Below are 24,578 nucleotides of genomic sequence, written 5' to 3' on the forward strand. Positions count from 1 at the left end.
TTGTGAAGGAACGAGACAGACCGCGCCTTGTCTAGCGCGGCTCAGCTCCTATGGTTCGCCAAGCGAACCTGGGCTCGAGTGCGAAGAGATCACCATTCCCGCTGCTCGCTCGAGTGACCATGAGTCCCTCCACAAGAGCAGCGAAACCATTTAGTTCCGCAAGCGCGCCCTCGAGACGCGTCAACTCTGTGCTCGTCGCGTGGGACTCGGAGAGCGCCTGTGCGGCGGCACTTCGGCGCCGAAGTACTTCTGACGCAAAGATCTCCAAAGCGGCGAAATCGAGGTGGTCCGGCTCGCGACGAAGGCCAAGCGATCGCACCTCTGACGCCTGATGCTCCGCGAGCAGAGTGTCCCTACTCTGGCATCGATCGGTACGGGTGTCGACGATGAGGGTCTCGCCGCAGGAGCACTCGTATTCGATAACGCCTCGTGCTCGAGACCAGCCTTGCGGTTCGATCAACTGATGACGCGCCAAGGTTTGTGCGATCTCGCCATCAAGAAGTTCATTCATTTGGCTGTTGTCCATCCATATTGATGTGATTCTGGTCGATGGCCAGACGCGCGGCGATTTCTGCGGGTAGGACACGCTGGCAGACTAGACGCCCAAGAAACAAGTCTTATGCTATCGGCTCTCGCTGGGCCCAGCAGTCACCCTTTTGGGGGACCAAAGGCAGGGTGATTCTCCTCTCCCCATGACCCGCTGGAGTTCTGTGTGCGTGGATTGGCCGATACGCGTCACGGAGAATTCCTCGAGAAGAATGAAGTGATCATTCCATTGCTGTATCAAGCCCGAAGCCCGAAGCCCGACGGGCAAGATCCAGTCCCTTGGGATATGCGCATTCCCGCGCGAGAAGCTCATTGTGTTGGCGGCTGCCTGCGGAGGCCGATCTCAATGAGTCGATGACTTGACGCCCTCAACCAACGAATTGCTCACGGTGTAGTTGCGGCAACCAACCCACAACCCATCGCGGGCGCGGGTCATGCCGACGTACAGCTCCCGCCGCTCGATCTCGCGACGCTCCCGGGCTCCATCGTCGAGCCCCTCGACCGTGAGTGCGAGCAACTCCTCGGCCACGCGCCCGAGCAGCACGTGCTTGAACTCGAGACCCTTCGCGCGCTTAATCGTTCCGACCTTCACGAGCGAGGCAGTCGACCCCGTGTAGCTCGTCAACTCGACCACGCCGAACCCGGCTGCGCGCAGCGCGGTGGCGAGAGCCTGGGCATCCCGATTCGTCGCTGCCAGCACACCGATGTCGCCGGCATCGACACTCGAGGCGACGAGCGACCGCACGTGCGCCACGAGAGCGGCATCGTGCTGGGCGTGCGACGCGAACGACGACAGCACGGGGGAGGGGCCGGTGCGGGGGACGGCGAGCGCGGCATCCGCCCGGCCCGGCCCGCCCTCGATGTCGACGAACTCGTCACCCTCGACAATCGAAGACGCGAACGACGCGATCTCGCGGGTGTTGCGGTAGTTCGTCGACATGACGACTCCGCGGCCGGCGACCGAGATGCCCGACTCGGAGAGCGAGTAGCCGCCCGTGTAGATGGTCTGCTGGCCGTCGCCGATCAGCGTCAGGCCGTCGGGGCGGTCGCCGACGATCGCGTGCAGCATGCGCAGCATGACGCACGACAGGTCTTGCGCCTCGTCGATCACGACGGCGCTGATGCCCTCGAGTGGGCGCTCGCGCAGGGATGCCTCAGCGTGCAAGATCACATCCTCGAAGTCGACCACCCCCGCGGTGCGCAGGTTCTGCTCGTACTGCAGGTACAGCCGCCACACCTCGCGACGCTGGTCGACGCCCAGTCGTCGGCGCCGGCCGCTACGCGCCAGATCGGCGTACTGCTCGAAGCTGGTCAACCCTCGGCCCTTGATGACCTTGAGCAGCTCGTCCTGCCAGTACTTGCTGTTGGCGTCGACCGACCCGAGCAGGCCGTTGCGGCCGACGACCGCCCACGCGCGGTTGAACGCCTGCGTCGCCTCCGGCAGCTTGAGCTCGACACGGTGCCCGCGCTCGCGCAGCACCCGCAGGGCGAACTGGTGGATGCCCGTGAACTCGACCCGGTCGGCGACCTCCGGTGCGAGCCGCTGCAGCAGCGTCGAGAGCACGTCGGGCAGCGTGCGCACATACGTTGTCACGATGACGCGCCCCGTCGTGCCGCGCGCCAGGTACGCCGCCCGGTGCAGCCCGACAACCGTCTTGCCCGTGCCGGCGGCCCCGCGAATCCTCGCCGGGCCTGAGAAGCTGCGTCGCACGAGCTTCGCCTGATCGGGGTGCAGAAAGGCCATCCACTCCTCGATGGGGGCGGCGAGCATCCCCGCCAGGAACGTGTCGGCCACCTCGTCGACCGTCAGCAGCGCAGGCCCCTCGATCACCGGGTCGGGAACGCTCAGATCGCGCGGCACGGCCTCCTCGCCGAGCGGCGGAAAGTGCGCCATGACCGCGCCCAGCACGGCATGCTGCTGGCGCTCCGTCAGGCGGCGCCCGAACCCGTTGATGAACGCGGATGCTCGCCTCTCGCCGACCACCACCAGGCCGCCCAGGCTCGAGAGCGCTACCGCATCCATCGCGGAACCGGCGAGCACCACGACCACGCGCACCTCACCCGGAGCGAGCCCCAGCTCGGCGAGCACCGCCTCGGTGCCCACACCGACGTCGGCGAGCCCGGCCAGGTCGTCGGTCACGTCGGCCTGGCCACGGAAGAGCCGCCCGCCCGCGACCGACACGTCGCGCCACCCCTTCGTGTCGACGACGAAGACGCCGCCCGGCCCGACGAGCACGTGGTCGATCTGCGCGCGGCTGCCACGGCGGGCGCCCGGCCAGCCGCGGTCGTGCAAGAACGTGAAGCCGCACGCGCTCAACGGCGCGAGCGTGCCGGCCACCTGCCGCTCGGTGCGGTGGGCGATCATCCAGCGCTGGGCAGCCTCGCGGGCCGCGGCCGCGCGCTCATCGTGCGCATCGGCGAGCGCGACGAGGCGGTGTGCCTCGACCCCCGCCGACCTGCCTGCCTCGCTCATGGTGCCCCCAGTTGCCGCTCGGGGCGACACCGCGCTGAACCCGAGCCTCGCTCTAGTCTGTCGCCTCAAGCTCGGCAGCGGCACCCCCTGAGGTGGGGGCGCTTAGTGCTCGCGCGGCACTCCGAGCAGCTGCCGCGCCCGCGCGAGCGCATCCTGCCGCTCCCCACCGCTCAGGACCGCGAGCGGGTGCCGTAGGAGCCCGAGTGGCACGCCGACGGGCCCCGACGCGGAGTCAACCGCGAGGTTGAGGGTGGGGATGCGCAGCATGCCATCGGTGATGGCGCCGAGCGCGGCATCCTCGATCGCGGAGGCGGCGAAGAAGCGTGCTTCGTCGCGGTGCTTGGGGTGGCTGTGCACGTGCACGCCCTGCGGGGTGATCTCGACGAGCTTCCAGCCCCAGAGTCCGCGCGGCGTGGCCTGCGCACCCTCGATCGCCATGAGCCGCAGGCCGGTGGTGCCGAAGCCGAAGGTGGGGAAGAGCATCCGGTCAGGGCCCTCCGGCGGCACGGTCGCCTCGAGGGCACGCAGACTGCGCACCGCGTGCGCCGTGAAGGCGAGCACCACGAGCAGGATCACCACCGCCCCGATACCCACCATGTAGACGAGGGCGGCGACGCCGCCGTCGGTGAGCGTGCGGCCGAGCCGATTCAGCACCGAGATGATCGCGTAGGCGATACCGGCCGCCGCCAAGATGCGCAGCCACGGCCACTGCGGCGCGTTGATCTTCGGGTCGGAGAGCGCGGGGTGCACGCTTCAGGATGGCACGCCTCGCGCGCACGGCGAGGCCATAGGGGTGCGCAGTAGCATGGCCGCATGATCGAGCAGCTGCAGCGTCTCGCCCTCGCGGGCGGTGGCGCGCTGCTCGTCGCCCTCGCGCTCGGGCACGCCTCGCCGCTCGACACAGCCTCGGCGCTCGCCACGGGTGTGCTGCTCGCCGCGAGCCTCACCCTGCTCGCCCGTGCGGCGGTGCGGCCCGCCGCACGCGTCGAGCTCGCCGTGGGCAGCCGCGCGCGGGCTCACCGCGAGTCGCTCGGCGAGCAGGCGCAGCCTGCGCATCCTCTCACCGCGGGGCGGCCCCTCGCGCGCGCTCCCGGCGCGGCCCTCTCGGCCGCCTGAGCGCAGCACACCTGCACTCACCACGCACCCCCGCTCGAGCTCTCTGAGCTCGAGGGATGCGGCGGCCCCACGCCCCCGCACACCCTCGACCGTTTTGGAGATCCCTCATGGACATCACCACCTGGCCCCTCATCGGGCCCCTCGTGCAGCTCGGCGCGGCAGGCCTGCACGAGTTCGTCGACCTGCTCGAACCCCTCGCCGCGGCGGGTGCAGCGGCCCTCGCCGTGGCGCTCATCACGCTCGTCGTGCGTGCGCTGCTCATCCCGCTCGACGTGCGGATGGTGCGCGCCGAGGGCGCCCGTCGACGACTCGCCCCCGCCCTCGCCGCGCTGCGCACGCGGTGGAAGAAGAAGCCCGAAGAGCTGCAGCGCCGCACCATGGAGCTCTATCGCGACGCAGGCGTCTCGCCCGTTGCCGGCTTCGGGTCGATGCTCGCGCAAGCGCCGATCGTCTCGCTGCTCTACCTCGTGCTCGCGAGCCCGGCCATCGCGGCCGAGCCCAACCCGCTACGGGTCGAAGAGCTGCTCGGCGTCGGATTCGGCGAGGCTCTCGGTCTCGCCGTCGTCACCGGCGGGGCGGGCGCGATCGTTCTCACGGCATCTGTCGTCGTGCTGCTGACCCTCTCGGGGCTGCTGCAACGGCGCGCCATGCGGATGCTCCAGCAGGGTCTGCCCACCCCCGAGATTCCCGCCGCCATCGCGCCGATGCTCGGCATCCTGCCGTTCATCGCCATCATCCCGGCCCTCATCGTGCCGTTCGGGGCCGCGATCTACCTCGCAGTGAGCAGCCTGTGGAGCGCGATCGAGCGGCCCGTGCTGCGCCGCGTGCTGTGGGGCGAGACGGAGTGGCGGCCGGGGGAGGGGGACGAGTGAGGGCTCCTGAGCTGTTCGCGTGGCGGCTCGATTCCTCGTGAGAGAAGGTCGGCGACATCAGGAGTCAACGAGCGCTTAACTCACAAAACTACGCAAAAAATTACTCTTGAGGTAATGTTAAGCGTATTGGAGGTCGTCCATGCGAGAAATAGCGGTGCCCATCGTGATTGCACGCGCTCCGATGCGCACTGTGCGACCAAGCGGATTGACGCAGCGTTGGGCGCAACCGGCGAAAGAACTCAAGCGTCTTCGAGACAACGGAGTGATCCGACGGCTCGCGCATGGCCATTACATTGCGCCGCCGGACGGTGCCGTCGCGCGCGACTGGCGTCCTGATCTCGAAACCGCGGCGATGGCGCTGGCCACGGCACGCTATGGCGACCGGGTTCCAGTCCTCATGGGGATGGGCGCCGCGCGATTTCATCGAGCTGTGCCGCGCGCGTTCGACCGTACTGTGGTGGCCGTGCCAGAACAGGCGCACAGGGTTGATCTCGATGACGAACTGGGCCGAGTTGTCTTCGCCACTCGAGATACCGCGCTCCTCGATGCGCGGCTCGAAGAGTTCGGCATCGGGCGCGCACTCGTGGCGACACCGGAACAGACCGTGCTCGACGTTGCTCATCGCCCGGAGTGGGGTGGAGGCGATGATGTGGCCGCAGAGACGATTCGGGCACTGTGGCCGCGCGTGGATCGAGTGCGCCTCGATCGACTCGCCGTGCGTCAGGGGCGTGTGGCAGCACGAGATCGGGCCATACGCGTGGCGACGAGAGAACCGGTGACTAAGGAATCACAGCAGTGAGCACGCCACAACCGGGGGTACTTGCCGAGACCGAGCTGCGCGCCGTTGCGAAGAAGTTCGGTGTCGCCGATGAACAGGTTCGCCGCGATCACCTGATCTCGCATGTGCTCGCCTCGATCCAGTTTGTGCCTGGAGTGGTGTTCTACGGCGGCACCGCACTGACCCGAACGGTACTGCCTGATCTTCGACTGAGCGAAGACGTCGATTTGCTCGTCTCCCGATCCCGACGAGAGGTCGCCCGCGAGTTGTCGGACGCAATCGACGATGGGCTCGCGCGATCATTCGGTGAAGTGAACTGGGTTCCCGCACTTGACGCCACCCACGACGCGCAGCCGGCCACGCTCGAGGTGCTCGGGCGCATGAGCGTGCAAGTTCAGATCGTCGATCAGATCGGTCGTGCGGTATGGCCCACCGAACGTCGCGCGATCGATCAGCGGTACAGCGATGCGCCACCGGCGGAGCTTGAGTCGCTGACGAATGCAGGCTTCGCCGCCGCCAAGATCTCGGCATGGCTCGAACGACGTGAGTGCCGGGATCTCTTCGACCTGTGGGCACTGGCCAGCGCTGGGCTGCTCGATTCTGGTGCGAAACACCTGGTGCGTCGTTCGACCATCTGGAGTCGATTCCCGCAGAACGTCGTGTGGCCGACGCAGCCGGATGAGTCCACGTGGCAGTCCCGGCTCAGCCACCAGACTCGGCTCAGGGTGGCGGCTGCAGATGCGTACGCCGTTGTGCGGTCGACGCTGGAAAGGTGGGCCACTGAAACGGCAGAGCGTCACAACCCCACGGCAGACTGAACGCATGGCCATCGCGTACGACTTCACCGCCGAGCTCTGGGAGTGGGAGGGCAAGGCGGCCTGGCACTTCGTGACCGTGCCGGTCGACGTGAGCGACGAGATCGCCGCGCGCATGGAGGGCTTCACGCGCGGCTTCGGCAGCGTGCGCGTGCGGGTGACGGTCGGTGGCAGTCATTGGGCGACGAGCGTCTTTCCCGACTCGAGCCGCGAGGCATACATCCTGCCGATGAAGAAGGCCGTGCGCGAGGCCGAGAACCTCAGGGTCGGCACGGCGACGCGCGTGCACCTCGAGCTCGTCGACCTGCGCCCATGAAGCCGCCGAGAATCGCCGCCTACCCGTTGCTCGTGGCCGATCGTTCGGCCATCCACCAGCTCGCGCTCACGCTGGCAGACTGGGCGCCGTGACCGACGTCTACCTCTTTCGAGCCGTCAACGTCGGCGGTATTGCGAAGCTGCCGATGGCCGACCTGCGCGCTCTCGCGACCGAGCTGGGTGCCACCGACGTGCGCACCTACATCGCCTCCGGCAACCTGCTGTGCACGCCGCCGGGCGACCCGGCTGCCTTCGCCGACGAGCTGCGCTCCGCCGTGCGGCAGAGGTACGGCTTCGACCGGGAGGTTCTGCACCGCACGCCCGCCCAGCTGCGGGATGCCCTGCGCGAGCATCCCCTCGATGTCGACGACCCCGCCCGCTCGTATGTGACGTTCCTCGACGCGGTGCCCGCCGCTGCGGCCGTCGATGCGGCGCAGGCCGTCGAGTCGGGCGACGACGAGTGGGCCGTCGTCGGCGACCACCTGCACGTGCGTTTCGTGCACGGCGCCGGTCGGGCCACGCTCAGCACCGACCGGCTTCTTCGGGCCCTCGAGGTCGTCGGCACCGCGCGCAACCTGCGCACCGTCGCGCTGCTGGAGACCCGCGCGGGCGAGTCGCCGTAGCTCGTCGCCCCTAGCCCTTCGCGGCCCTGCGCCGCAGCGGCTTCGGCTGCTCGAGCTGCCAGTCGCGCTTGTCCCAGGTCTTGACGATCGCCCACGCGGTCGCCGCGATCGGCACGGAGAGCACGGCGCCGACGATGCCGCCGAGAATCGTTCCGGCGCTCAAGGCGAGCAGGATCACGAGCGGGTGCAGCTTGAGCGACTGCGCCATGACGACCGGCTGCAGCAGGTTGCCCTCGAGCTGGTTGACAGCGATGACGACGATGACGACGACGAGAGCCACGAACGGGCTCACCGCAACGAGCGCGACGAGAGCCGCGAGGGCTCCCGCGACCGTCGCACCCACGATGGGGATGAACGCAGCGACAAACACGATGACGGCGAGGGGGAGCGCGAGCGGAACACCGAGGATCCACAGCGCGATGCCGATGCCGACCGCGTCGACAAGGGCGATGATCGACGTGCCACGGATATAGCCGCCGAGCGTGCTGACCGCCGTGCGACCGACGCGCTGACCGCGAGCCTGCTGCTTCGCCTTGAGCGGCTGCAGGAAGAACGCCCAGATCTTGTCGCCGTCCTTGAGGAAGAAGAACAGGATGACGAGGAAGAGCAGGAAACCGGTGACGAACTCGCCGACGGCGACGGCGCCCGAGAGCGCGCCGGAGCCGAACTGAGCGCTCGTGACGAAGTCGATCGCCTGGTCGCGCAGCTCGTCGAAGTCGATCGTGTCGAGCGGCAGCGGCAGGCCCTGCACCCACTCGACGAGCTGGTCGAAGCCGGTCTACGCCTGCTCCCAGAGCTCGGCCCACTGGCTGCGCACGGCGAACACGATGGCGGTGACGATGCCACCGAGGATGAGCACGGAGCCCAGCAGCGTGATCCACGCTGCGGCGAGGGCGGGCAGACCACGGACGCGCATCCAGCGGATGACGGGGCTGAACGCCGCCGCGATGATGACCGCCAGTAGCAGCGGGATGACAGCGATGCGCAGTTGCACCATCGCGAACACGATGAGCGCCGTGAGCGTGATGACGAGGAGGATCTGCAGGCTGCGCGTGCTGAGCGCACCCAGCCGGTCGGTCCACATCTCGCGCAGCGACGTGCGGGGAGTCTCCTCCTCGGCGGTGGCGGTCTCGAACATGCGGCGGAAGATCATGCGGTGCGGTCCTTCCCGTGGAGATCTCTCGGACGCGTCGCACCCCCGGCATGCGGAGGTGCCCACCCAGCCTAGGGGGCGGTCTGGCCGGCGTGCTCGCCCTCGTCGACCTCTTCCACTAGCTTCGCGCAGAACGCGGGCAGGTCGTCGGGGGTGCGGCTCGAGACGAGCCCCGCGTCGACGACGACCTCCTCGTCGACCCACTCGGCGCCGGCGTTGAGGAGGTCGGTGCGCAGGCTCGGGTAGCTGGTCAGCTCGCGGCCCTTCACGACGTCGGCCTCGATGAGAATCCAGGCGCCGTGGCAGATGACGCCCACGGGCTTGTGCTGCTCGAAGAAGGCGCGCGTGAACGCGACGGCGTCGGTATCCATGCGCAGGTGGTCGGCGTTGACGACGCCGCCGGGCAGCATGAGCGCGTCGAAGTCATCGGCGTCGGCCTGGCTGACGGGCTGGTCGACCGACTGGCTGTGGCCCTTCTTGCCCTCCACGGAGGCGCCGGCGGGCGAGACGAGCACGGCAGTGCCGCCTGCCTCGGTGACGGCCTTCCACGGCTCGGTCAGCTCGCTGTCTTCGTAACCGTCGGTGAGCAGAAAGGCGACGGTCTTGCCGGTGATGTCATGGGCGCTGATGTCATGAGCCATGGTGGTTCCCCCTGGTGATCAGAATGGACGCAGTGGTCGACAGAGACGCAGAAGTCGGTCGTGCTGTCGGACGCCTCCACGCTAGGCAGGGGAGCGTGCCTATGGGGCGTGTACTCAGCCCGCGTCCAGCCCCGCGGTCGGCGGATGCTCAGGAACCGGGCCGCGCTAGGCTCACGGCATGCCTTCGCCCTCGTCGCCGCGTCGCTCCGCCCTCATCGTCGTCGACGTGCAGACCGGCTTCGACGACCCGCGCTGGGGTGCGCGCGACAACCCCGACTGCGAGGCGAACATCCTCGCCCTGCTGCGGTCGTGGCGCGACGCGGGCGACCCCGTCGTGCTCGTGCGCCACGACTCGGTGAGCGAGGGCTCGCCCCTGCGCCCGGGACAGCCGGGCAACGCCCTCAAGCCCGGCGTGGACGGCGCGCACGACCTGCTCGTGAGCAAGAACGTCAACTCGGCCTTTTACGGCGACCCCGACCTGCACGCCTGGTTGCAGGCGCAGGGCGTCGGCAGCGTCGTGGTGTGCGGCATCCAGACCAACAAGTGTTGCGAGACGACGGCGCGCATGGCGGGCAACCTCGGCTACGATACGACGTTCGTGCTCGACGCCACCCACACCTTCGACGCGCCCGACCTCGACGGTGCGACGATCCCCGCCGCCGAGCTCGCGCGCGTCACGGCGGCGAACCTGCACGGCGAGTTCGCGACCGTGCGTTCGACCGCCGAAGTGCTCGGCGCCCGCGACGCCTGACCGTCAGTCCCGCAGCCGCACGCGACGGTTCTGCGAGCTCTCGTCGAGCTCGGCGACCTCCTCGCGCGACTTGACGAACGCGCTGAACGACGAGAAGCCGAGCACCTTCTCGTTGAAGGCGGGGTCGAGGCGCACCATCTGCTTCTTCACCTCAGAGTTGTGCAGCCAGTCGCTATCGTCCTTCTCGTGGGCGAGGCGCAACGCGCGCACGAGCAGACCGGTCGCCTCGTCCTGCGTCGTGCGGGGCGACGTGGTCGCGGCCTTCGTCGCCCGGCGGCGGCGGGGCTTGGTGCCGGCGGAATCGTCGGCGCCGTCGGCCTCGGCCGCATCCTTCGCACCGTCCTCCGCCTCGACCGCGCTGCTGAGGTCGGCGGCGATGCGGGATGCAGGCCGGATGCCCGGCAGACCGTCGTAGTCGGCGAATTCGTTGCACGCCGCCTTGAGGCTCTTGCTCGTGCCGCCCGCTACCCCGATGCCGACCACGTAGCGGCCGAGTCGCTTGGAGCGCTGCGCGAGGGCGATGTAGTCGCTGTCGCCCGCCGCGATGACGACGTGCGTGATGTCGGGCAGGCGGAAGAGGTCTTCGACGACGTCGACCGAGAGTCGGATGTCGGCGCCGTTCTTCATCTGCTGCGTGGCCGGGAAGAGCTGCGTGAGGTCGACGGCGCGCTCCATGAGCTGGCCCTGGTAGGCGGCGTTCACTCCGATCGACCAGTCGGCGTAGGCGCGCGAGAGCACGATCGTGCCGAAGCTCGAGGCGAAGTCGAGGATGGCGCTGATGTCGACCTCGGCGTGCCGCAGCTTGTCCTTGATCTCGTCCGTCGCGCCCGTGAGGCCCGCCGGCAGCCGGTAGACGTTGTCTTTGCGCCACGCGCCGCGACCGTGCACCTGGTCGTAGCGGGAGATCACGATGTTGTCGAAGTCGATGTAGACCGCGACACGACCCTCGAACGGTTCAGCCATGGGGCCAGTCTGTCAGGCCCGCGGCGGGCACGGTCAGACTGCGGGCACCTGCTCGACGAAGCGCACACCGGTGAGGCGCTCCGACACCGCCCACAGGCGGGCCTCGGCCGCACGATCGCGAGCGGCGCGGGGGATGCGCGCGGGCGCGGGCTCGCCGCGCACCTCGAGGAAGCCTTTCGGGCCGTAGTAGCCGCCCGGCTCGGCGTCGGGGCTCGTCGCCGCATACAGGGACGGCAGCATGCCGACATCGACTGTCTGCATGATGCGGGCGGAGAGGCGCTGGCGGCGCTTGCTCGGCGCGACCCCGCGCCGCGGGCCCGTCGTCTGCAGGTTCGTGAGGGTGCCGCCGGGGTGCGCCGCGGTGCTCACGAGCCCCCAGCCGTGGGCGTCGCTGCGGCGCTGCAGCTCCCGTGCGAAGGAGAGGTTCGCGAGCTTCGACAGGCCGTAGGCGCCCCAGGCACTGTAGCCCTGCTCGGCGTTCAGGTTCTCCCACTGCCAGCGGCCGGCGTTCGCCGCGAGGCTGCTCGTCGAGACGACGCGCGGGGCCTCGGCGCGCACGAGGGCGGGCAGCAGATGGCCGGTGAGCGCGAACGGGCCGAGGTGGTTGCTGCCGAACTGCAGCTCGAAGCCCTCCTCGGTGCGCTCGAGCTCGGGCACAGCCATGATGCCGGCGTTGTTGAGGAGCAGGTCGATGGGGCGGTCCTCGTCGAGGAGCGACTGCGCCGCGGCGCGCACGCTGTCGAGCGAGGCGAGATCGAGGTCGAGCAGGCGCAGCGTCGCGGCGGGGTGCTGCTCGAGCAACCGCGTGCGAGCATCCTCGCCCTTCTCCCGGTTGCGCACGGCCATGACGACCTCGGCGCCCGCTTCGGCGAGCCTGCTGGTGAGGCCGAAGCCGAGTCCGCTGTTGGCGCCGGTGACGACGGCGAGGCGTCCGGTGAGGTCGGGCACGGTCGTGTCGAGGGCGCGGCGGGGCATGAGGCTCCTAGGTTGTGGGATGTGCGGGTGGTGTCATCCCATCATTCGGAGCGCGAGACGCGCTGGACGGGAGCCCGGTGCAGGCTGGGAGCGCTGTGTCGGCCGGAAGCGCGGCGGCTGCGGAAAACGCGCTCAGGCCCCGAGCGCGCGATCCTCGGCGGCGTAGTCGAACCAGTTCTCGGCGCCGTACCGCGCGAGCCCGGGGAAGAGCTCGCGCCAGTCGCCCTCCGCCACCCGCGCGAGCATCCAGTCGAGTGCTGAGCCGATCGTCGACCGGTGCGTGCCGAGCGGCTCGTAGCCGAGCTGCTCGCGCGCCGCCTGCATTGACAGCACCATGGGGTTCGGCGCCGCCCACGGGTGAGCGCCAACGCCGTCGACGGGCGGCCCCGCGAGCAGGTCGAATTCGGCGGTATGGCCGACGTGGGCGAAGACGTCCTGCCCGATCTCGAGCGCCGTGGGCACCGGGTCGTCGACGGCGTTGAGAACCCTCCGGCCCGGATGCTCGGCCGCGAGCCGCACGAGCTCGGCGATGTTCACCGTCGCCGATGTCGAGAACCTGCTCTCCCCGCGGTAGGCGAGCGGCACGCGGTCGCGACCATCGAGCGCGCGCTGGAGGAAGTACCACTCGCGCAGCGCCGGCGACTCGGGGCCGTGGATCGCGCCGGGGCGCAGGATCGTCACGGGCAGGTCGTCGAACTCGAGCAGGGCGCGCTCGAGCGCCGCCTTGCCCGCCGAGTAGCTCGTGCGCGCGCCGGGCCCCGCGTCGCCGACGGTGGGGTGATCCTCGGTGATGGGCACGGGGTACGTGGGGAAGTCGTCGACCCCGGTCGCGTCGTCGGGCGAGGAGCCGTCGAGCCCCGCGTATACGGACGCCGTGGAGATGACGACGAGCGAGCCCACGTCGCCCGCGAGGGGCGCGTACGTCTCCGCGTGCTCGGCGGTGTAGGCGACGGAGTCGAGAACGAGGTCGGCACCGGATGCCGCTGCCCGCACGGCCGTCGCATCCTCTCGGTCGAGGGTGAGCGTGCGCACGCCCTCGACGACGCTCGACCGCGCGCCGCGGTGCGCGACCGTGACGTCCCAGCCGTGGGAGAGGAGGGTGCGGGCGGTGGCTGTGCCGATCTGACCGGATCCGCCGAGAAGAATCGCCCGCTTCTGCATAGGCTGAACTCTAGAGCGCACGGGTTGCGCTTCGACACCCCTCTCCCCACCCTCAGGAGCACTCATGGCGAACTCGCCGATGACCCGCACCCAGTTCTCCAGCAGCCTCATCGCCGGCGCTGTGGCGCACACGATGTTCCAGACCGGCTGGTTCGGCTTCGGCATGTCGCTCGCGGGTCTCGCGGCAGCGGCGCTGTTCGGCAACCTCGTCGACGTCATCGGCGACGCGATCGGCAGCGAGGCCCTGCCGAGCCTGTTCAACTCGCTCGGCGTGGGCGCCGATATCCTCTTCTGGGTGCTCATCGCGATGCTCATCGGCAGCCTCGTGCTCGTGCTGCTCGCCGTCATCGTGAGCGTCTGGTTGCTGCGCCTGACCGGTCAGCGCAAGCCGTGGGCGGTCACGTGGGCCTCGCTCGGCATCACCGCCGTGCTCGACATCGGCCTGTTCTGGCTGTACGTGTGGCTCGCCACGGTTGTGACCGACTCGCCCGTCGCCGGCCCCGTGCTGCTGACACCGGTGTTCGCGCTCGTGGGGGGCATCCTGCTCGGAGCCCTCGTGTGGTGGGCGATCGCGCACGCATTCCGCGACAAGTCGGCCGAGCAGCAACACAGCGACGGGGAGAAGGGCGACGGGGATGCGGCCACCGCCGCACCCGCCCCGGTTACACCCGCCGAAGCCTGAGGCCTGAATCGCCTGCGACCTGGCAGAATGGGGACACCATGAAAATCACCGTCGTGATCGCTTCCCTCGCGCTCTTCTTCGCCTCCTTCCTGCTGTTCGCCTACGCCTTCGCGGTGCCGGACGAGTTCAAGGCGATCATGTTCTTCACGGGCATCCTGTCGATCGCGCTCTCGCTCGCGATCCCGTTCCACATTCTCGGTAGCCGCGAGTAGCGCGAGCGCGCGCTAGCGCAGAAGCTCGACGAGCAGTGCGGTGAGCTGCTCGCGCATCTGCTCGCTCGTGATCGAGCGCTCCCCGTCGCCGGACTGCGGCCCGTAGTCACCGAACGCGGCATGGTTGGCGCCCTCGATGATCTCGAACCGCGCGGTGTCGGGCAGCAGCGCGGCAGACTCGGCGATGGTGTCGAGCTCGGTGAGGCCGTCGTTCTCGGCAGCGATGCTCAGCACCGTGAGCCCGCTCTCGCTCAGGTCGTTGGCGCAGTAGCTGCCGAGCAGCACGAGACCCTCCGCCTCGGAGTCGGCCGCCATCATGCAGGCACGCACGCCCCCGAGTGAGTGGCCCCCGACGAACCAGCGCTCCACGTCGGGCGCGGCTGTCGTGAGGTCGTCGAGTTCGCGCGTGTCGAAGAACGCGAGGTTGAGCGCCGGCTCGGTGATGAGCACCGTGACGCCCTGCTCCTCCACGATGCCGCTGAGCTGGTAGAGGTACGCGTAGGCGTCGACGCGGGCGCCGGGGATGAAGACGAGGCCGGCGGGGCTCTCGGGGAGGGCGATCGAGTCGGCGATCGGAGTCATGAGGATGCCCTCGTCGACGGCGGCGACCTGAATACCGCCGTTGCGGAACACCTCGAGCGTCGCCTCGCGCTCTGCCTGGTACGGGCTGTTGGCCCAGAGGAGGAAGCCGACGATGACGAGGAGCAGTGCTCCGAGGGCGCCGACTCCGACGGCCCGAACGCGGCGGGTGCGGCGGCTGGCGGGGCGACGGCGAGAGGAAGCGTCAGAGGTCATGCCTCATTATCGGCGCAGAGCGCCGGGAGTGCGGTCAGGCCGTCTTGAGCAGGTTCGTCGTGAAGCGCTGCAGGCGCTCGGTGAGACCGGCGCTGCGGCGCGCGACGACCTCACTGCGGCTGAGGGTGAGCTCGCTCGTGGCGGCCAGCATCCTGATCATCATCGAGCACGCCAGATCGGCGCACAGGTAGGTGCCGATGGTGTTGCCGTCGCGGCCCGCGGCACCGCCCTTGGGCGCGCTGAACATGAGCACCTGCGTCGAGGGCTGCGGCGTGTGGCAGAACGAGCACATGGCCCCGATGCCGGGGCGCAGGGTCGACGAAGCGGCGCGCACCATGAACCCGACCGGGCGGTCGTCGACCCAGTGCACGATGTAGCCGCGCGGCGAGCCGTCGGGGTCGCGCCAGCCGAGGTACTCCCGCTCGTCCCACAGGGTCTCGTACAGACCGGGCAGCGGCATTCTCGCGATCTCGGCCTCGGTCGCGTTCACAATCGAGCCGCGAATCTGCTCGGCAGTCAGTTCTCTCATCATTCGACAGCGTACGACACGCGGTCGACGGTACCTGAACGCAGAACGGGGCGGCCCCCGGTGGGGCCGCCCCGTTCTGCAGGGCGAGGTGTCGGGGCGCTCAGCGCCCCGCATCCCGCTCGATCAGGACTGCAGCTGGAACTGCGCGTCGATCGTGATCGTGACCTCGTCGCCGAGGAGGAAGCCGCCGGCCTCGAGGGGAGCGTTCCAGCTCACGCCGAAGTCGTGGCGGTTGATGACCGCGTGACCGTTCGCGGCGGCGACGATGTTGCCCCACGGGTCCTTCGCGATGCCGCCGAACTCGCCCGTGAACGTGACGGGCTTGGTCACGCCGCGCAGGGTGAGCTCGCCGTCGAGCTTGAGCTCGTCGCCCTCCGTGCGGATGCCCGTCGAGCGGAACTCCATGGTCGGGTACTGCTCGGGCGCGAAGAAGTCGTTGCTGCGCAGGTGGCCGTCGCGGTCGGCGTTCTTGGTGTTGATCGACGCGATGTCGACGGAGACGACGACGCTCGACTCGAGGGGGTTCTCGGCCGCGGTGACCGTGGCGTCGAACTGCTCGAAGGTGCCGCGCACCTTGCTGATCGCGAGGTGGCGCACGCTGAAGCCGATCTCGGAGTGCGAGGCGTCGATGGTCCAGGTTCCTGCGACGTAGCCGGGGATGGTGTCGGCGGTGAGAGTAGTCATGCGGTGGGGTTCTCCTTGAGTGTCGTGTCGTGTGGTCGTTCCGTCGTTCCGTCGAACGTGCTGTCGACGGAGCAACGGTCTATGCAATCGCATGGATGCTCGGACTATTCCCGTACGGAGGACATTCCCTTCTCGTCCCGATCGGGGCGCCGTTCACGGTTGGATGGTGTCGTGGAATCCGACCTCCTGACCCGCCTGCGCGCCGACCTTGCGGACGCCGCCTACACCGTCGACCGGTTGCAGCAGCTGTGGGGCGCCGACGCCGACGCCGCGCTGCACCGCGGCGATCGCGTGCTCGCGCTACGCACGGCGCGGGCGGCGGGCCTCGCGCCGGTCGTCCTGCTCGCGCGGCTGTTCCGCCTGCACGACACGCTCACCGGCCCGGAGCTCGCCGCGGCGTTCCCGGCGCTCGGGGTCGAGGGGGCTCGCGCTCTGGGCCTCGTCGGGGAGGCCGGGCGCGCGCTCATCGACGTGGGCCCGCTCACCGCGATCGACGGCGCAGGCGCCGCCGAGTGGTGGATCGTCTCCGACCTGGATGAGCAGGCGCTCGGCGGTGCGCTGCCGCCCGACCACGTGCTCGGCGTGGGTGGGGCGTCGCTCACGCTCGCGGGCCTGCAGCCCACGACGCCCGTCGGGTCGGTGCTCGACCTCGGCATGGGCTGCGGCGTGCAAAGCCTCTTCGCGGCGCGCCGAGCCACGCGGGTCGTCGCTACGGATGTCTCGACCCGTGCGCTCGAGCTGGCGGGGGCGACGTTCGCGCTTTCCGGCGTCGACACGGTCGAGCTGCGTCACGGCGATCTCTATGCGCCGGCGGCGGGGGAGCGCTTCGACCGCATCGTCAGCAACCCGCCGTTCGTCATCACGCCCCGCCGCGAGGGCGTGCCCCTTTACGAGTACCGAGACGGCGGCCGCGTGGGCGACGGCATCGTGGAAGAGGTCGTGCGCGGCGCCCGGGACCACCTCGTGCCCGGCGGCACGGCGCACCTTCTCGGAAATTGGGAGTATCGCGATGACGAGGATGGCCTGTCTCGCGTCACGCGCTGGCTAGAGCAGGCCGGGCTCGACGGCTGGGTCATCGAGCGGGAGCGCCAGTCGCCCGCCGAGTATGCCGCCACGTGGATCCGCGACGGCGGCACGCGCGCGGGTACGCCCGAGTTCGAGCGCTTGGTGGGGCAGTGGCTCGACGACTTCGCCGACCGCGGTGTCGTGGGTGTGGGGTTCGGGTACCTCGTGCTGCGGCATCCTGCTCCCGGCACGGCGACCCTGCGACGCACAGAGGTCGTGACGTCGCCCCGCCCCGACGCTGCAGCGGGTCTCGGCGACACCCTGCTCGCGGGCTTCGCCATGCACGACCGCCTCGCACCTCTCGACGATGCGGCGCTCGCCGAGCTGCGCTGCGCTGTCGCGGGCGACGTCACGGAGGAGCGCCACTACTGGCCGGGCGCCGACGGCCCGACGGTCATACGGCTGCGGCAGGGCGGCGGGCTGGCGCGCCAGATCGAGGCGGATGCTGCGCTCGCCGGCTTCGTCGGTGCGAGCGATGGCGGCCTCACCGTCGGCGAGATCGCGAGCGCCCTCGCCCACCTGCTCGAGGTGGAGGAGGGCGCTCTGCTCGCGCAACTGCTGCCGCAGGTGCGCGAGCTGCTCGTGACGGGCCTGCTGACGCTCAGCGAGTAGCCGATCCGACTACGTGTTGGTGGGCGTGGCCTTTCGCAGGATGAGGTAGGCGGCGCTCGCGGCGATGGCCGAGATCACGAGGCTCCAGGCAAGGGTGCCGAGCACGCCGGCCGTGGCGAAGAACTCGCCCACGGCGCCCCACGACTCCGTCCAGGTGAGGAGGAAGCCCACCGCGACGAGTAGGACGACGAGGCCCGCCCAGAAGACGTACATGCCCGAGGCCTTCCAGCGCACGTACACGGCGGCGGTCGCACCACCGACGGAGGCGAAGAGCAGCAGAAGGAGGAACGTGCCGAGGAAGAGCTCGAACCAGCTGAAGTCGGGCGACGAATCGAAGAATCGCAGGCCGATGCCCCAGTAGTCGACGGCGCGCTCCGCCATGGCGAGCGTCGCGATGAGCGCCGCGTAGCCGGCGGAGAGCAGCGTGAAGAGCGCACCGGTTCCGAGGAGGTAGTCGCGCCGGGTGGCGCCGAACCCGAGGGCGAGGGGGAACGTCTGGTTGACGCTCTGCACGGCCATGACGAGCGTGTAGACCCAGATGAACCCGACACCGCCGTTGACGCCGACCGCGGTGGCACCCTCGGTCGCCGTCGAGATGAGGCTGTAGATGGCGAGGTTGAGTACATAGATGAACCCCAGGATCATGAGCGGCCACCCGATGAGGGTCATGGGGTTGGTGAGCTGCAGGAGCATGATCGTCGAGATGCGGCGCCCGAGCGGGCGCGCCGTCGTGGGCAGGCTGTCTGCGGTGAACGCGGTCATGCCGTCGCCTCCTCGTACGTGGTGGTGGATGGGGTGGTGAAGCCGCCCGTGCGTCGCACGATGAGCTGCTGCAGCGAGACGGGCCCGACCTCGAGGCCGGCGGTGCGGGCCGCGGCACGATCGGCGTCGTCCATGGCCGCGACGGTGGCGCTCAGGAGCCCGCCGAGCTGCTCGCGGTGAGCGACCTCGCGGCCCGTGATGAAGCGCTCGACGGCCTCGGTCGTGCCGCTCACGGTCGCGGCGCTCGAGCGCAGCTCCTCGACGGGGGCGTCGATGACGATGCGCCCCTGGTCGATGACGAGCGCATGCTCGAGCAGTTGGCTGACCTCGTCGATCAGGTGGGTCGAGAGGATCACGGTGCGGGGGTGCTCGCTGTAGTCGGCGAGCAACCGGTCGTAGAAGATCTGCCGAGCCACAGCATCCAGACCGAGGTAGGGCTCATCGAAGATCGTGAGCGGCGCGCGCGAGGCGAGCCCGACGATGACGCCGATGGCGGAGCGCTGCCCGCGGGAGAGCTTCTTGATGCGCTGCTTCGGCGTGAGGCGGAACTCGTCGACGAGCTGGGCGGCGAAGTCGGCGTCCCAGTTCGCGAAGAAGCGGGGGGCGCCGGCGAGCACGTGCTTGATGCGGAACTCGTCGGGGTAGCGCTGCGCCTCCGAGATGAAGCAGGTGTGCTGCAGCACGGCCGCGTTCTCGACCGGCTTGGCACCGAAGAGCCGCACCGTGCCGCTCGTGGGGAACTCCTGGCCGGTGATGAGGCGCATGAGCGTCGTCTTGCCCGCGCCGTTGCGGCCGAGAAGGCCCGTGATGGTGTTCTGGGGCGTCGTGAACGTCGCGTCGTCGACGGCGGCGAGCGAGCCGAAGCGCTTGGTGAGACCGCGGGCCTCCAACGCGAGGGACTCAGGGGCGGGTGTCATGGGGTGGTGTCCTTTCGAATCATGTCTGCGAGCTCCTCGGCGCTGAAGCCGAGGGCTCGGGCCTCGGCGAGCAGGGGGCGCAGGAAGTCGTCGCGGAACGTCGTGCGTCGCTCGGCGATGAGGGCGGCGCGGGCGCCGTCGGCCACGAACATGCCGATGCCGCGGCGCTTGTAGAGCACGCCGGCGTCGACGAGCAGGGTGATGCCCTTGAGCGCGGTGGCGGGGTTGATGCGGTGGAAGGCGGCGTACTCGTTGATCGAGGGAACTTGCGCGCCCTCGGTGAGCGAGCCGTCGATGATCTGGTTCTCGATCTGCTCGGCGAGCTGCCGGAAGATCGGGCGGCTGTCGTCCATGGGCACCTCCCCTCTGTCGCGGAGCCTTCGCGGCTCGTGTGCTGGTTACTTACTCAAGTAACTAACCAGACAACCGGGCGCGTGTCAAGCCCGGCCGCCATGCGTGCGGGCGAGAGGGCAGAGTGTGCCGGGCGTTAGGGGGTGCGCGAGCGCCACGACGGCACGGTGAGCAGGATCGCGGTCGCGCTGAGGGCGAAGCCGAGAGCGCCGAACACGATCGAGCCGAGGCTCTGGGTGCCGAACGCGGGGAACGGCAGATCGTCGGGCAGGCTGATGCCGACGCCGATGTAGGGCGCGAAGGCCGCGGTGACGATGACGCTGCCGACGATCGCCGCGAGCGCGAGGAACCGCCGCGGGGCGAGGACGCGCTCGAGGGTAGGCCCATCGAGGCGGCCGAGCACGGCGAGGCAGCCCGCGAGAAAGAGCCCCAGCAGTACCCAGATCGTCAGGGCCACGAAGAATCCGGTCTGCGACACGTCACCCCACGCCGCATAGGTCTCCTCGAGGGTGAGCTGGCCTTGCGCGATCGCGAGCGGCTGCTCGACCGCGAGCGTCCACGCGCCGAAGGCGATGAGGCCGAGCAGCGCGAGCGCGGCGCCGGCCCCGATGCGACGGCGTACGGCGGGGTCGGGCAGCGGTTCTGGCTCGAAGGGGTACAGGATGCGCTGCCGCGGTTCGAGCGGTGTACTCGCCGCACCACCCGCGCCGTCGAGCTCGCGAGGGCTCAGGCCGCGCAGTCCGCGGGCGACGGCCGCGAGGTTGAGCGCACCGCCGAGCAGGATGAGCGCGAGCGCGACCCAGCCGAGCGCGGCGCCGACGGGCAGCACCCACCAGGCGAGGAGCGTGAACGGCACGAGCAGGAGGCAGGTGAGCCCCCAGCGGAACAGTGCGGCAGCGCGCATCCGTCATCTCCCCTCGACGAGCCCACTGTAGCGATATCGGCGTGGAGCGGTCCTGCCGCCTGCGACGCCCCGTACAGTCGCGTCGTGACTCACGGCGATCGATACGGCAATGACGTGCTCTCCGGCGACTGGCGCTCGGTCGGGCGCCGTGTCGTGCCCGAGGTGCCGGCCGAGCGCGACCTCGTGGTCGAGCTGCCCGCTGCTGGTCTCGACGGAGACGGTCTGGAGGGCAGCGGATTCGTCGGAGCCATCGTGCTCGTCGACGCCGGCAACGTGCACCTCGAGGATCGCCGGGGGAGGGTTCGCGCGTTTCCGCTGGGCGGCGGCTTCCTCGTCGAGGGCGAGCCGGTCATCCTTGTACCGCCGGTGGTGCGCACCGCCCCGGCCGCCCGCCGGCGCACCGCGAGCGGCTCCTTCGCCGTGGAGGATGCACCCGCGCGCGTGGCGCGCGCGAGCCGCATCTGGGTCGAGGGGCGCCACGACGCGGAGCTCGTCGAGCAGGTGTGGGGCGACGACCTGCGGGTGGAGGGCGTCGTCGTCGAGTACCTCGAGGGCGTCGACCACCTCGGTGACCGGCTGCGCGAGTTCGCGCCGGGCCCCGGGCGCCGGGTGGGGGTGCTCGTCGACCACTGGGTGCCCGGCTCGAAGGAGGAGCGGCTCGCGCGCGAGGCGCTCGCGAGCCTGGACCGGGCGGCGGCGCGCGGTGTGCTCGTCGTCGGCCACCCGTTCATCGACGTGTGGCAGGCGGTGAAGCCTGAGCGAGTGGGTATCGCCGCGTGGCCGGACGTGCCGCGCGGCGTCGACTGGAAGACGGGCATGTGCCGCGCGCTCGGCTGGCCGCACGACTCGGCGGCGGATCGCGCGGCGGCCTGGCGGCGCATCCGCGGCAGCGTGCGCGGGTTCGCCGACCTCGAGCCGGCACTGCTGGGCCGCGTCGAGGAGCTCATCGACTTCGTCGCAGGCGAGTAAGGCCCGAGGACGCCCGAGAGGCGCGGGCGGCCCATCAGCGGCACAGACGACGAAAGCCGCCCCACATCGTCGGGAGGCGGCTGTCGTTCAGTCATCGGCGGGCGAGCCCACCGAGACGCAAGGGTGAGACTAGATGGGGCGAATGTTCTCCGCCTGCAGGCCCTTGGGGCCCTGCGCGACATCGAATTCGACCTTCTGGTTCTCGTCGAGCGAGCGGTATCCGCTCGACTGGATGGCGGAGAAGTGCGCGAACACGTCGGCGCTTCCGTCATCGGGGGTGATGAAGCCGAAACCCTTTTCGGCGTTGAACCACTTAACAGTGCCTGTCGTCATTTACTGACTCCTTGTTACTCACGGAGTTTCGACTGTCGAAACCACCAGTCGAACCACTCATGAATCCTGCTCTATACGAGAGCAACGTGCTGCTGTGACACCGCATGTTTCGGATCGCCGAGGCGTATCAACTTCACCGCTCACAGTAGTGCACAAAGGTGCACGCGAGAACATCCTTCACCGAGTTGTTACCGGGCTGTCACTCAGCCCCTCCCTATCGTCGCGCCGTAGCGTGGGGCTCATCGCACCCTCGGGAGGACCCATGAGCTTCTTCGACCGACTGTTCGGCGCCCCCACGCCGGAACCGCAGGCCCGCGACGACGCCCCGCGCGGCGTTCGCGGCGACGATGAGCGCGCCGTCGAGCGCTATCGCTACCTGCTCGAGACGGCGCCTCCCGAGGCGATCGAGCAGGTGCACGCCGAGGCCTTCGCGAAGCTCACCCCCGAGCAGCGCCGCCTCGTCTTCGCGCAGCTCACCGAGAACGCGCCGGCGGGGGATGCGCCTCGCGCCGACGACCCCCAGTCGCTCGCGCAGTCGGCCACCCGATCTGAGCTGCGGCAGCCTGGCACGATGGAACGCTCGCTCGCCGGCCCAGGGTTCGGCCAGATGCTCGGGGCCTCGCTGCTCGGCACGGTCGCGGGCTATGTCATCGGCTCGGCGATCGTGAGCGCCTTCCTGCCGCCGGTCGACGCAGGGCTCACCGATGCTGGTGCAGATGCGGGTGCAGGCGCCGACGCCGACCCGGGTGCCGATGCGTTCGGTGATGCGGGCGGCGGGTTCGGCGACTTCGGCGATTTCGGGTTCTGACATGCCTCGACCTCAGCGCCAGAAGCCCGGGCCCGGCCAGGAGTCCGTCTGGGACTACCCGCGCCCACCCCGCGTCGAACCCGTGCACGCCCGCGTGACCGTCGAATTCGGCGGCCGCACTATTGCCGAGTCGACGCGAGCGGTGCGCGTGCTCGAGACGAGCCATCCGCCCGCGTTCTACCTGCCGCCGGGGGACTTCGTCGAAGGTTCTCTCGTGCCGGCCGAGGGCACCTCGTTCTGCGAGTTCAAGGGCCGCGCGCAGTACTACGACGTCGTGAGCGGCACGGAGTCTGCGCCGCGCAGCGCCTGGTACTACGCGAGCCCGAGCCCTGGCTTCGAGTCGATCGGGGGCTTCGTCTCGGTGTACCCGGGCCGCATGGACCGCTGCACCGTCGACGGCGAGGTCGTGCAGGCGCAGGAGGGCGACTTCTACGGCGGCTGGATCACGGCGAGCATCGTCGGGCCGTTCAAGGGCGCGCCCGGCACGTGGGGCTGGTAGCCGCCCTCGCGTGATCTACCTCGTGATGGGGCTTTCGGGCCGCCGAACTGCGGAGCGAGGGAGGCCGCTGGCAGGATGACCGGATGACCGACCCTGCGCCGCGCCCCGCCGAGATCCGCCGGTGGCGACGCTATCTGGCCGATGAGCGCGCCGAAGCCGCCGTCTACCGCGACCTCGCGGTACGTCGTGAGGGGGAGGAGCGCGCTATTCTTCTGGCGCTCGCCGACGCCGAGGGTCGCCATGAGGCGCACTGGCTCGAGCTCTTGGGCCCGCATGCCGCGCGCGTGCCCGCAGTCTCGGTGCGCACGCGCATCCTCGCCTTCTTCGCGCGCCGATTCGGCAGCGTCTTCGTGCTCGCCCTCGCTCAGCGTGCCGAGTCGCGGTCGCCCTATGAGCGGGATGCCGATGCCACGCCCGCGATGGCCGCCGACGAGCGCATCCACGGCGAGGTGGTGCGCGGGCTCGCGGCGCGCGGGCGGCAACGGCTGGCCGGTTCCTTCCGGGCAGCGGTGTTCGGCGCGAACGACGGCCTCGTGAGCAACCTGGCACTCGTGCTCGGCATCGGAGCGACGGGCGTGGCGACCGGGACGGTACTGTTCACGGGCCTCGCGGGGCTCCTGGCGGGTGCACTCTCCATGGCGGCGGGCGAGTTCGTGTCGGTGCGCTCGCAGCGCGAACTGCTCGCGGCCTCCACCCCCGACCCTGATGCGCACACGGCGGTCGCCGATCTCGACGTCGACGCGAACGAGCTGGCGCTCGTCTATCGAGCGCGCGGCATGAGCGAAGCGGATGCCGAAGCGCGGGCGGCGGCCGTCATCGGCGCGACGGGCGCAGGCCGGCGTGAGCGGCTCGGCCCCGCGGCGCCTGTCGACGAGCACGAGGCAGTGGGGTCGGCGTGGGGTGCTGCCGGGTCGAGCTTCGCGTTTTTCGCGTCTGGGGCGGTCATCCCCGTCATCCCGTATCTCGTGGGCCTGGAGGGCATCATCGCGGTTCTCACCGCGGCGGTCCTCGTCGGCGCCGCGCTCCTGCTCACCGGTGGGATCGTCGGGGTGCTCTCGGGCGCCTCGCCCGGCAAGCGCGCCTTGCGGCAGCTCGCGATCGGCTACGGCGCGGCGGCCGTGACCTATCTTCTCGGCCTCCTCTTCGGCGCGGCATTCGTCTAGCGAACACTGTCTGGGTGCCCCGATCAGGGGTTTCCCATGTTCGCGTCGTACCGTGGAGGGTCGACCAGATGGGTCGGCGAGGAGCGAGTGCTCCCGGTGTGAATGATCCGC

General features: G+C 69.9%; 31 protein-coding genes. 14 read left to right on the plus strand and 17 right to left on the minus strand.

Annotation, left to right across the window (positions count from 1 at the left end; genetic code table 11):
* Positions 1 to 31: 31 nt before the first annotated feature.
* The 3 genes from FK219_RS04400 to FK219_RS04410 form a co-directional block, all read right to left on the minus strand.
* Complete coding sequence (locus tag FK219_RS04400; protein WP_152583217.1) at positions 32 to 586, minus strand: hypothetical protein; 555 nt, start codon at positions 584 to 586, stop codon at positions 32 to 34.
* Positions 587 to 889: 303 nt separating this feature from the next.
* The gene (locus tag FK219_RS04405) at positions 890 to 3,019 is read right to left on the minus strand and encodes a nuclease-related domain-containing DEAD/DEAH box helicase (RefSeq protein ID WP_152583218.1); all 2,130 of its coding nucleotides are present in this window, start codon (positions 3,017 to 3,019) and stop codon (positions 890 to 892) included.
* 102 nt (positions 3,020 to 3,121) lie between these two features.
* The gene (locus tag FK219_RS04410; RefSeq protein WP_152583219.1) at positions 3,122 to 3,769 is read right to left on the minus strand and encodes a hypothetical protein; all 648 of its coding nucleotides are present in this window, start codon (positions 3,767 to 3,769) and stop codon (positions 3,122 to 3,124) included.
* A gap of 63 nt (positions 3,770 to 3,832) precedes the next feature.
* On the opposite strand from FK219_RS04410, the gene FK219_RS04415 reads away from it, so the two are divergent.
* The 6 genes from FK219_RS04415 (at position 3,833) to FK219_RS04440 (ending at position 7,538) form a co-directional block, all read left to right on the plus strand.
* A complete protein-coding gene (locus FK219_RS04415) occupies positions 3,833 to 4,135 on the plus strand; it encodes a hypothetical protein (RefSeq protein WP_152583220.1) in 303 nt (100 codons plus the stop codon).
* A 107-nt stretch (positions 4,136 to 4,242) separates the two neighbouring features.
* Positions 4,243 to 5,007 (plus strand): YidC/Oxa1 family membrane protein insertase, encoded by a 765-nt coding sequence (locus FK219_RS04420; RefSeq protein ID WP_165638047.1) that lies wholly within the window; start codon positions 4,243 to 4,245, stop codon positions 5,005 to 5,007.
* A gap of 154 nt (positions 5,008 to 5,161) precedes the next feature.
* Positions 5,162 to 5,806, plus strand: a complete 645-nt coding sequence (locus FK219_RS13625) for a type IV toxin-antitoxin system AbiEi family antitoxin domain-containing protein (protein WP_165638048.1) — start codon at positions 5,162 to 5,164, stop codon at positions 5,804 to 5,806.
* The gene (locus FK219_RS04430; RefSeq protein WP_165638049.1) at positions 5,803 to 6,603 is read left to right on the plus strand and encodes a nucleotidyl transferase AbiEii/AbiGii toxin family protein; all 801 of its coding nucleotides are present in this window, start codon (positions 5,803 to 5,805) and stop codon (positions 6,601 to 6,603) included. The genes FK219_RS13625 and FK219_RS04430 overlap by 4 nt, the downstream gene beginning before the upstream one ends.
* Before the next feature lie 4 nt (positions 6,604 to 6,607).
* Positions 6,608 to 6,916, plus strand: coding sequence for a DUF1905 domain-containing protein (locus tag FK219_RS04435; RefSeq protein WP_168212475.1), 309 nt, complete (start codon positions 6,608 to 6,610; stop codon positions 6,914 to 6,916).
* A gap of 88 nt (positions 6,917 to 7,004) precedes the next feature.
* Positions 7,005 to 7,538 carry a DUF1697 domain-containing protein gene (locus FK219_RS04440; RefSeq protein ID WP_152583224.1) on the plus strand — a complete coding sequence of 178 codons (534 nt, stop codon included), beginning with the start codon at positions 7,005 to 7,007 and terminating at the stop codon, positions 7,536 to 7,538.
* A 10-nt stretch (positions 7,539 to 7,548) separates the two neighbouring features.
* Here FK219_RS04440 and FK219_RS13430 read toward each other — a convergent pair whose 3' ends face one another.
* From FK219_RS13430 to FK219_RS04450, 3 genes are all read right to left on the minus strand, one after another.
* Complete coding sequence (locus FK219_RS13430; RefSeq protein WP_210416770.1) at positions 7,549 to 8,289, minus strand: AI-2E family transporter; 741 nt, start codon at positions 8,287 to 8,289, stop codon at positions 7,549 to 7,551.
* Between the two features lie 27 nt (positions 8,290 to 8,316).
* On the minus strand, positions 8,317 to 8,691 hold the full coding sequence (locus tag FK219_RS13435; protein ID WP_210416771.1) for an AI-2E family transporter: 375 nt from the start codon (positions 8,689 to 8,691) through the stop codon (positions 8,317 to 8,319).
* A gap of 71 nt (positions 8,692 to 8,762) precedes the next feature.
* Positions 8,763 to 9,332, minus strand: coding sequence for a type 1 glutamine amidotransferase domain-containing protein (locus tag FK219_RS04450; RefSeq protein ID WP_152583225.1), 570 nt, complete (start codon positions 9,330 to 9,332; stop codon positions 8,763 to 8,765).
* 178 nt (positions 9,333 to 9,510) lie between these two features.
* Here FK219_RS04450 and FK219_RS04455 point away from each other — a divergent pair, with 178 nt between their 5' ends.
* On the plus strand, positions 9,511 to 10,083 hold the full coding sequence (locus tag FK219_RS04455) for a cysteine hydrolase family protein (RefSeq protein ID WP_152583226.1): 573 nt from the start codon (positions 9,511 to 9,513) through the stop codon (positions 10,081 to 10,083).
* Between the two features lie 3 nt (positions 10,084 to 10,086).
* Here FK219_RS04455 and FK219_RS04460 read toward each other — a convergent pair whose 3' ends face one another.
* The 3 genes from FK219_RS04460 to FK219_RS04470 all read right to left on the minus strand — a co-directional run bounded on the left by FK219_RS04460 (position 10,087) and on the right by FK219_RS04470 (position 13,182).
* Positions 10,087 to 11,046 (minus strand): NYN domain-containing protein, encoded by a 960-nt coding sequence (locus FK219_RS04460; protein WP_152583227.1) that lies wholly within the window; start codon positions 11,044 to 11,046, stop codon positions 10,087 to 10,089.
* 33 nt (positions 11,047 to 11,079) lie between these two features.
* Positions 11,080 to 12,021, minus strand: a complete 942-nt coding sequence (locus FK219_RS04465) for an SDR family oxidoreductase (protein WP_152583228.1) — start codon at positions 12,019 to 12,021, stop codon at positions 11,080 to 11,082.
* A gap of 132 nt (positions 12,022 to 12,153) precedes the next feature.
* Positions 12,154 to 13,182: an NAD-dependent epimerase/dehydratase family protein gene (locus tag FK219_RS04470; RefSeq protein ID WP_152583229.1), complete on the minus strand. Its 1,029-nt coding sequence runs from the start codon at positions 13,180 to 13,182 to the stop codon at positions 12,154 to 12,156.
* Positions 13,183 to 13,246: 64 nt separating this feature from the next.
* Here FK219_RS04470 and FK219_RS04475 point away from each other — a divergent pair, with 64 nt between their 5' ends.
* Positions 13,247 to 13,864 carry a hypothetical protein gene (locus FK219_RS04475; protein WP_152583230.1) on the plus strand — a complete coding sequence of 206 codons (618 nt, stop codon included), beginning with the start codon at positions 13,247 to 13,249 and terminating at the stop codon, positions 13,862 to 13,864.
* Between the two features lie 38 nt (positions 13,865 to 13,902).
* Entirely contained in the window at positions 13,903 to 14,076 is a 174-nt protein-coding gene (locus FK219_RS04480) for a hypothetical protein (protein ID WP_165638050.1), read from the plus strand.
* 12 nt (positions 14,077 to 14,088) lie between these two features.
* Here the strand turns inward: FK219_RS04480 and FK219_RS04485 are convergent, their stop codons facing one another.
* The 3 genes from FK219_RS04485 to FK219_RS04495 form a co-directional block, all read right to left on the minus strand.
* Complete coding sequence (locus FK219_RS04485) at positions 14,089 to 14,871, minus strand: alpha/beta hydrolase (protein ID WP_152583231.1); 783 nt, start codon at positions 14,869 to 14,871, stop codon at positions 14,089 to 14,091.
* A 34-nt stretch (positions 14,872 to 14,905) separates the two neighbouring features.
* Positions 14,906 to 15,400, minus strand: coding sequence for an FBP domain-containing protein (locus FK219_RS04490; RefSeq protein ID WP_165638051.1), 495 nt, complete (start codon positions 15,398 to 15,400; stop codon positions 14,906 to 14,908).
* Between the two features lie 123 nt (positions 15,401 to 15,523).
* Positions 15,524 to 16,084 (minus strand): YceI family protein, encoded by a 561-nt coding sequence (locus FK219_RS04495; RefSeq protein ID WP_152583233.1) that lies wholly within the window; start codon positions 16,082 to 16,084, stop codon positions 15,524 to 15,526.
* A gap of 171 nt (positions 16,085 to 16,255) precedes the next feature.
* Between FK219_RS04495 and FK219_RS04500 the strand changes: the two genes are divergently transcribed.
* Positions 16,256 to 17,761: a DUF7059 domain-containing protein gene (locus FK219_RS04500; RefSeq protein ID WP_328821599.1), complete on the plus strand. Its 1,506-nt coding sequence runs from the start codon at positions 16,256 to 16,258 to the stop codon at positions 17,759 to 17,761.
* A gap of 9 nt (positions 17,762 to 17,770) precedes the next feature.
* Here the strand turns inward: FK219_RS04500 and FK219_RS04505 are convergent, their stop codons facing one another.
* The 4 genes from FK219_RS04505 to FK219_RS13630 form a co-directional block, all read right to left on the minus strand.
* Positions 17,771 to 18,523, minus strand: coding sequence for an ABC transporter permease (locus tag FK219_RS04505; protein ID WP_152583235.1), 753 nt, complete (start codon positions 18,521 to 18,523; stop codon positions 17,771 to 17,773).
* Positions 18,520 to 19,440: an ABC transporter ATP-binding protein gene (locus FK219_RS04510; protein ID WP_152583236.1), complete on the minus strand. Its 921-nt coding sequence runs from the start codon at positions 19,438 to 19,440 to the stop codon at positions 18,520 to 18,522. Before FK219_RS04510 ends, FK219_RS04505 begins: the two co-directional genes overlap by 4 nt.
* Entirely contained in the window at positions 19,437 to 19,793 is a 357-nt protein-coding gene (locus FK219_RS04515; RefSeq protein WP_152583237.1) for a GntR family transcriptional regulator, read from the minus strand. The genes FK219_RS04510 and FK219_RS04515 overlap by 4 nt, the downstream gene beginning before the upstream one ends.
* A gap of 134 nt (positions 19,794 to 19,927) precedes the next feature.
* Positions 19,928 to 20,695: a hypothetical protein gene (locus FK219_RS13630; protein WP_152583238.1), complete on the minus strand. Its 768-nt coding sequence runs from the start codon at positions 20,693 to 20,695 to the stop codon at positions 19,928 to 19,930.
* Between the two features lie 84 nt (positions 20,696 to 20,779).
* Here FK219_RS13630 and FK219_RS04525 point away from each other — a divergent pair, with 84 nt between their 5' ends.
* Positions 20,780 to 21,664: a DUF3097 domain-containing protein gene (locus FK219_RS04525; RefSeq protein ID WP_152583239.1), complete on the plus strand. Its 885-nt coding sequence runs from the start codon at positions 20,780 to 20,782 to the stop codon at positions 21,662 to 21,664.
* A 129-nt stretch (positions 21,665 to 21,793) separates the two neighbouring features.
* Here the strand turns inward: FK219_RS04525 and FK219_RS04530 are convergent, their stop codons facing one another.
* On the minus strand, positions 21,794 to 21,997 hold the full coding sequence (locus tag FK219_RS04530; protein ID WP_152583240.1) for a cold-shock protein: 204 nt from the start codon (positions 21,995 to 21,997) through the stop codon (positions 21,794 to 21,796).
* Between the two features lie 262 nt (positions 21,998 to 22,259).
* Between FK219_RS04530 and FK219_RS13635 the strand changes: the two genes are divergently transcribed.
* From FK219_RS13635 to FK219_RS04545, 3 genes are all read left to right on the plus strand, one after another.
* A complete protein-coding gene (locus FK219_RS13635; protein ID WP_224744427.1) occupies positions 22,260 to 22,805 on the plus strand; it encodes a hypothetical protein in 546 nt (181 codons plus the stop codon).
* A 1-nt stretch (position 22,806) separates the two neighbouring features.
* Entirely contained in the window at positions 22,807 to 23,304 is a 498-nt protein-coding gene (locus tag FK219_RS04540; protein ID WP_152583241.1) for a DUF427 domain-containing protein, read from the plus strand.
* 83 nt (positions 23,305 to 23,387) lie between these two features.
* Positions 23,388 to 24,467 (plus strand): VIT1/CCC1 transporter family protein, encoded by a 1,080-nt coding sequence (locus FK219_RS04545; RefSeq protein WP_152583242.1) that lies wholly within the window; start codon positions 23,388 to 23,390, stop codon positions 24,465 to 24,467.
* The last annotated feature ends 111 nt before the right edge of the window (positions 24,468 to 24,578 follow it).

The organism is Microcella pacifica (genome assembly GCF_009371975.2).
Taxonomy (GTDB): Bacteria; Actinomycetota; Actinomycetes; order Actinomycetales; family Microbacteriaceae; genus Microcella; species Microcella pacifica.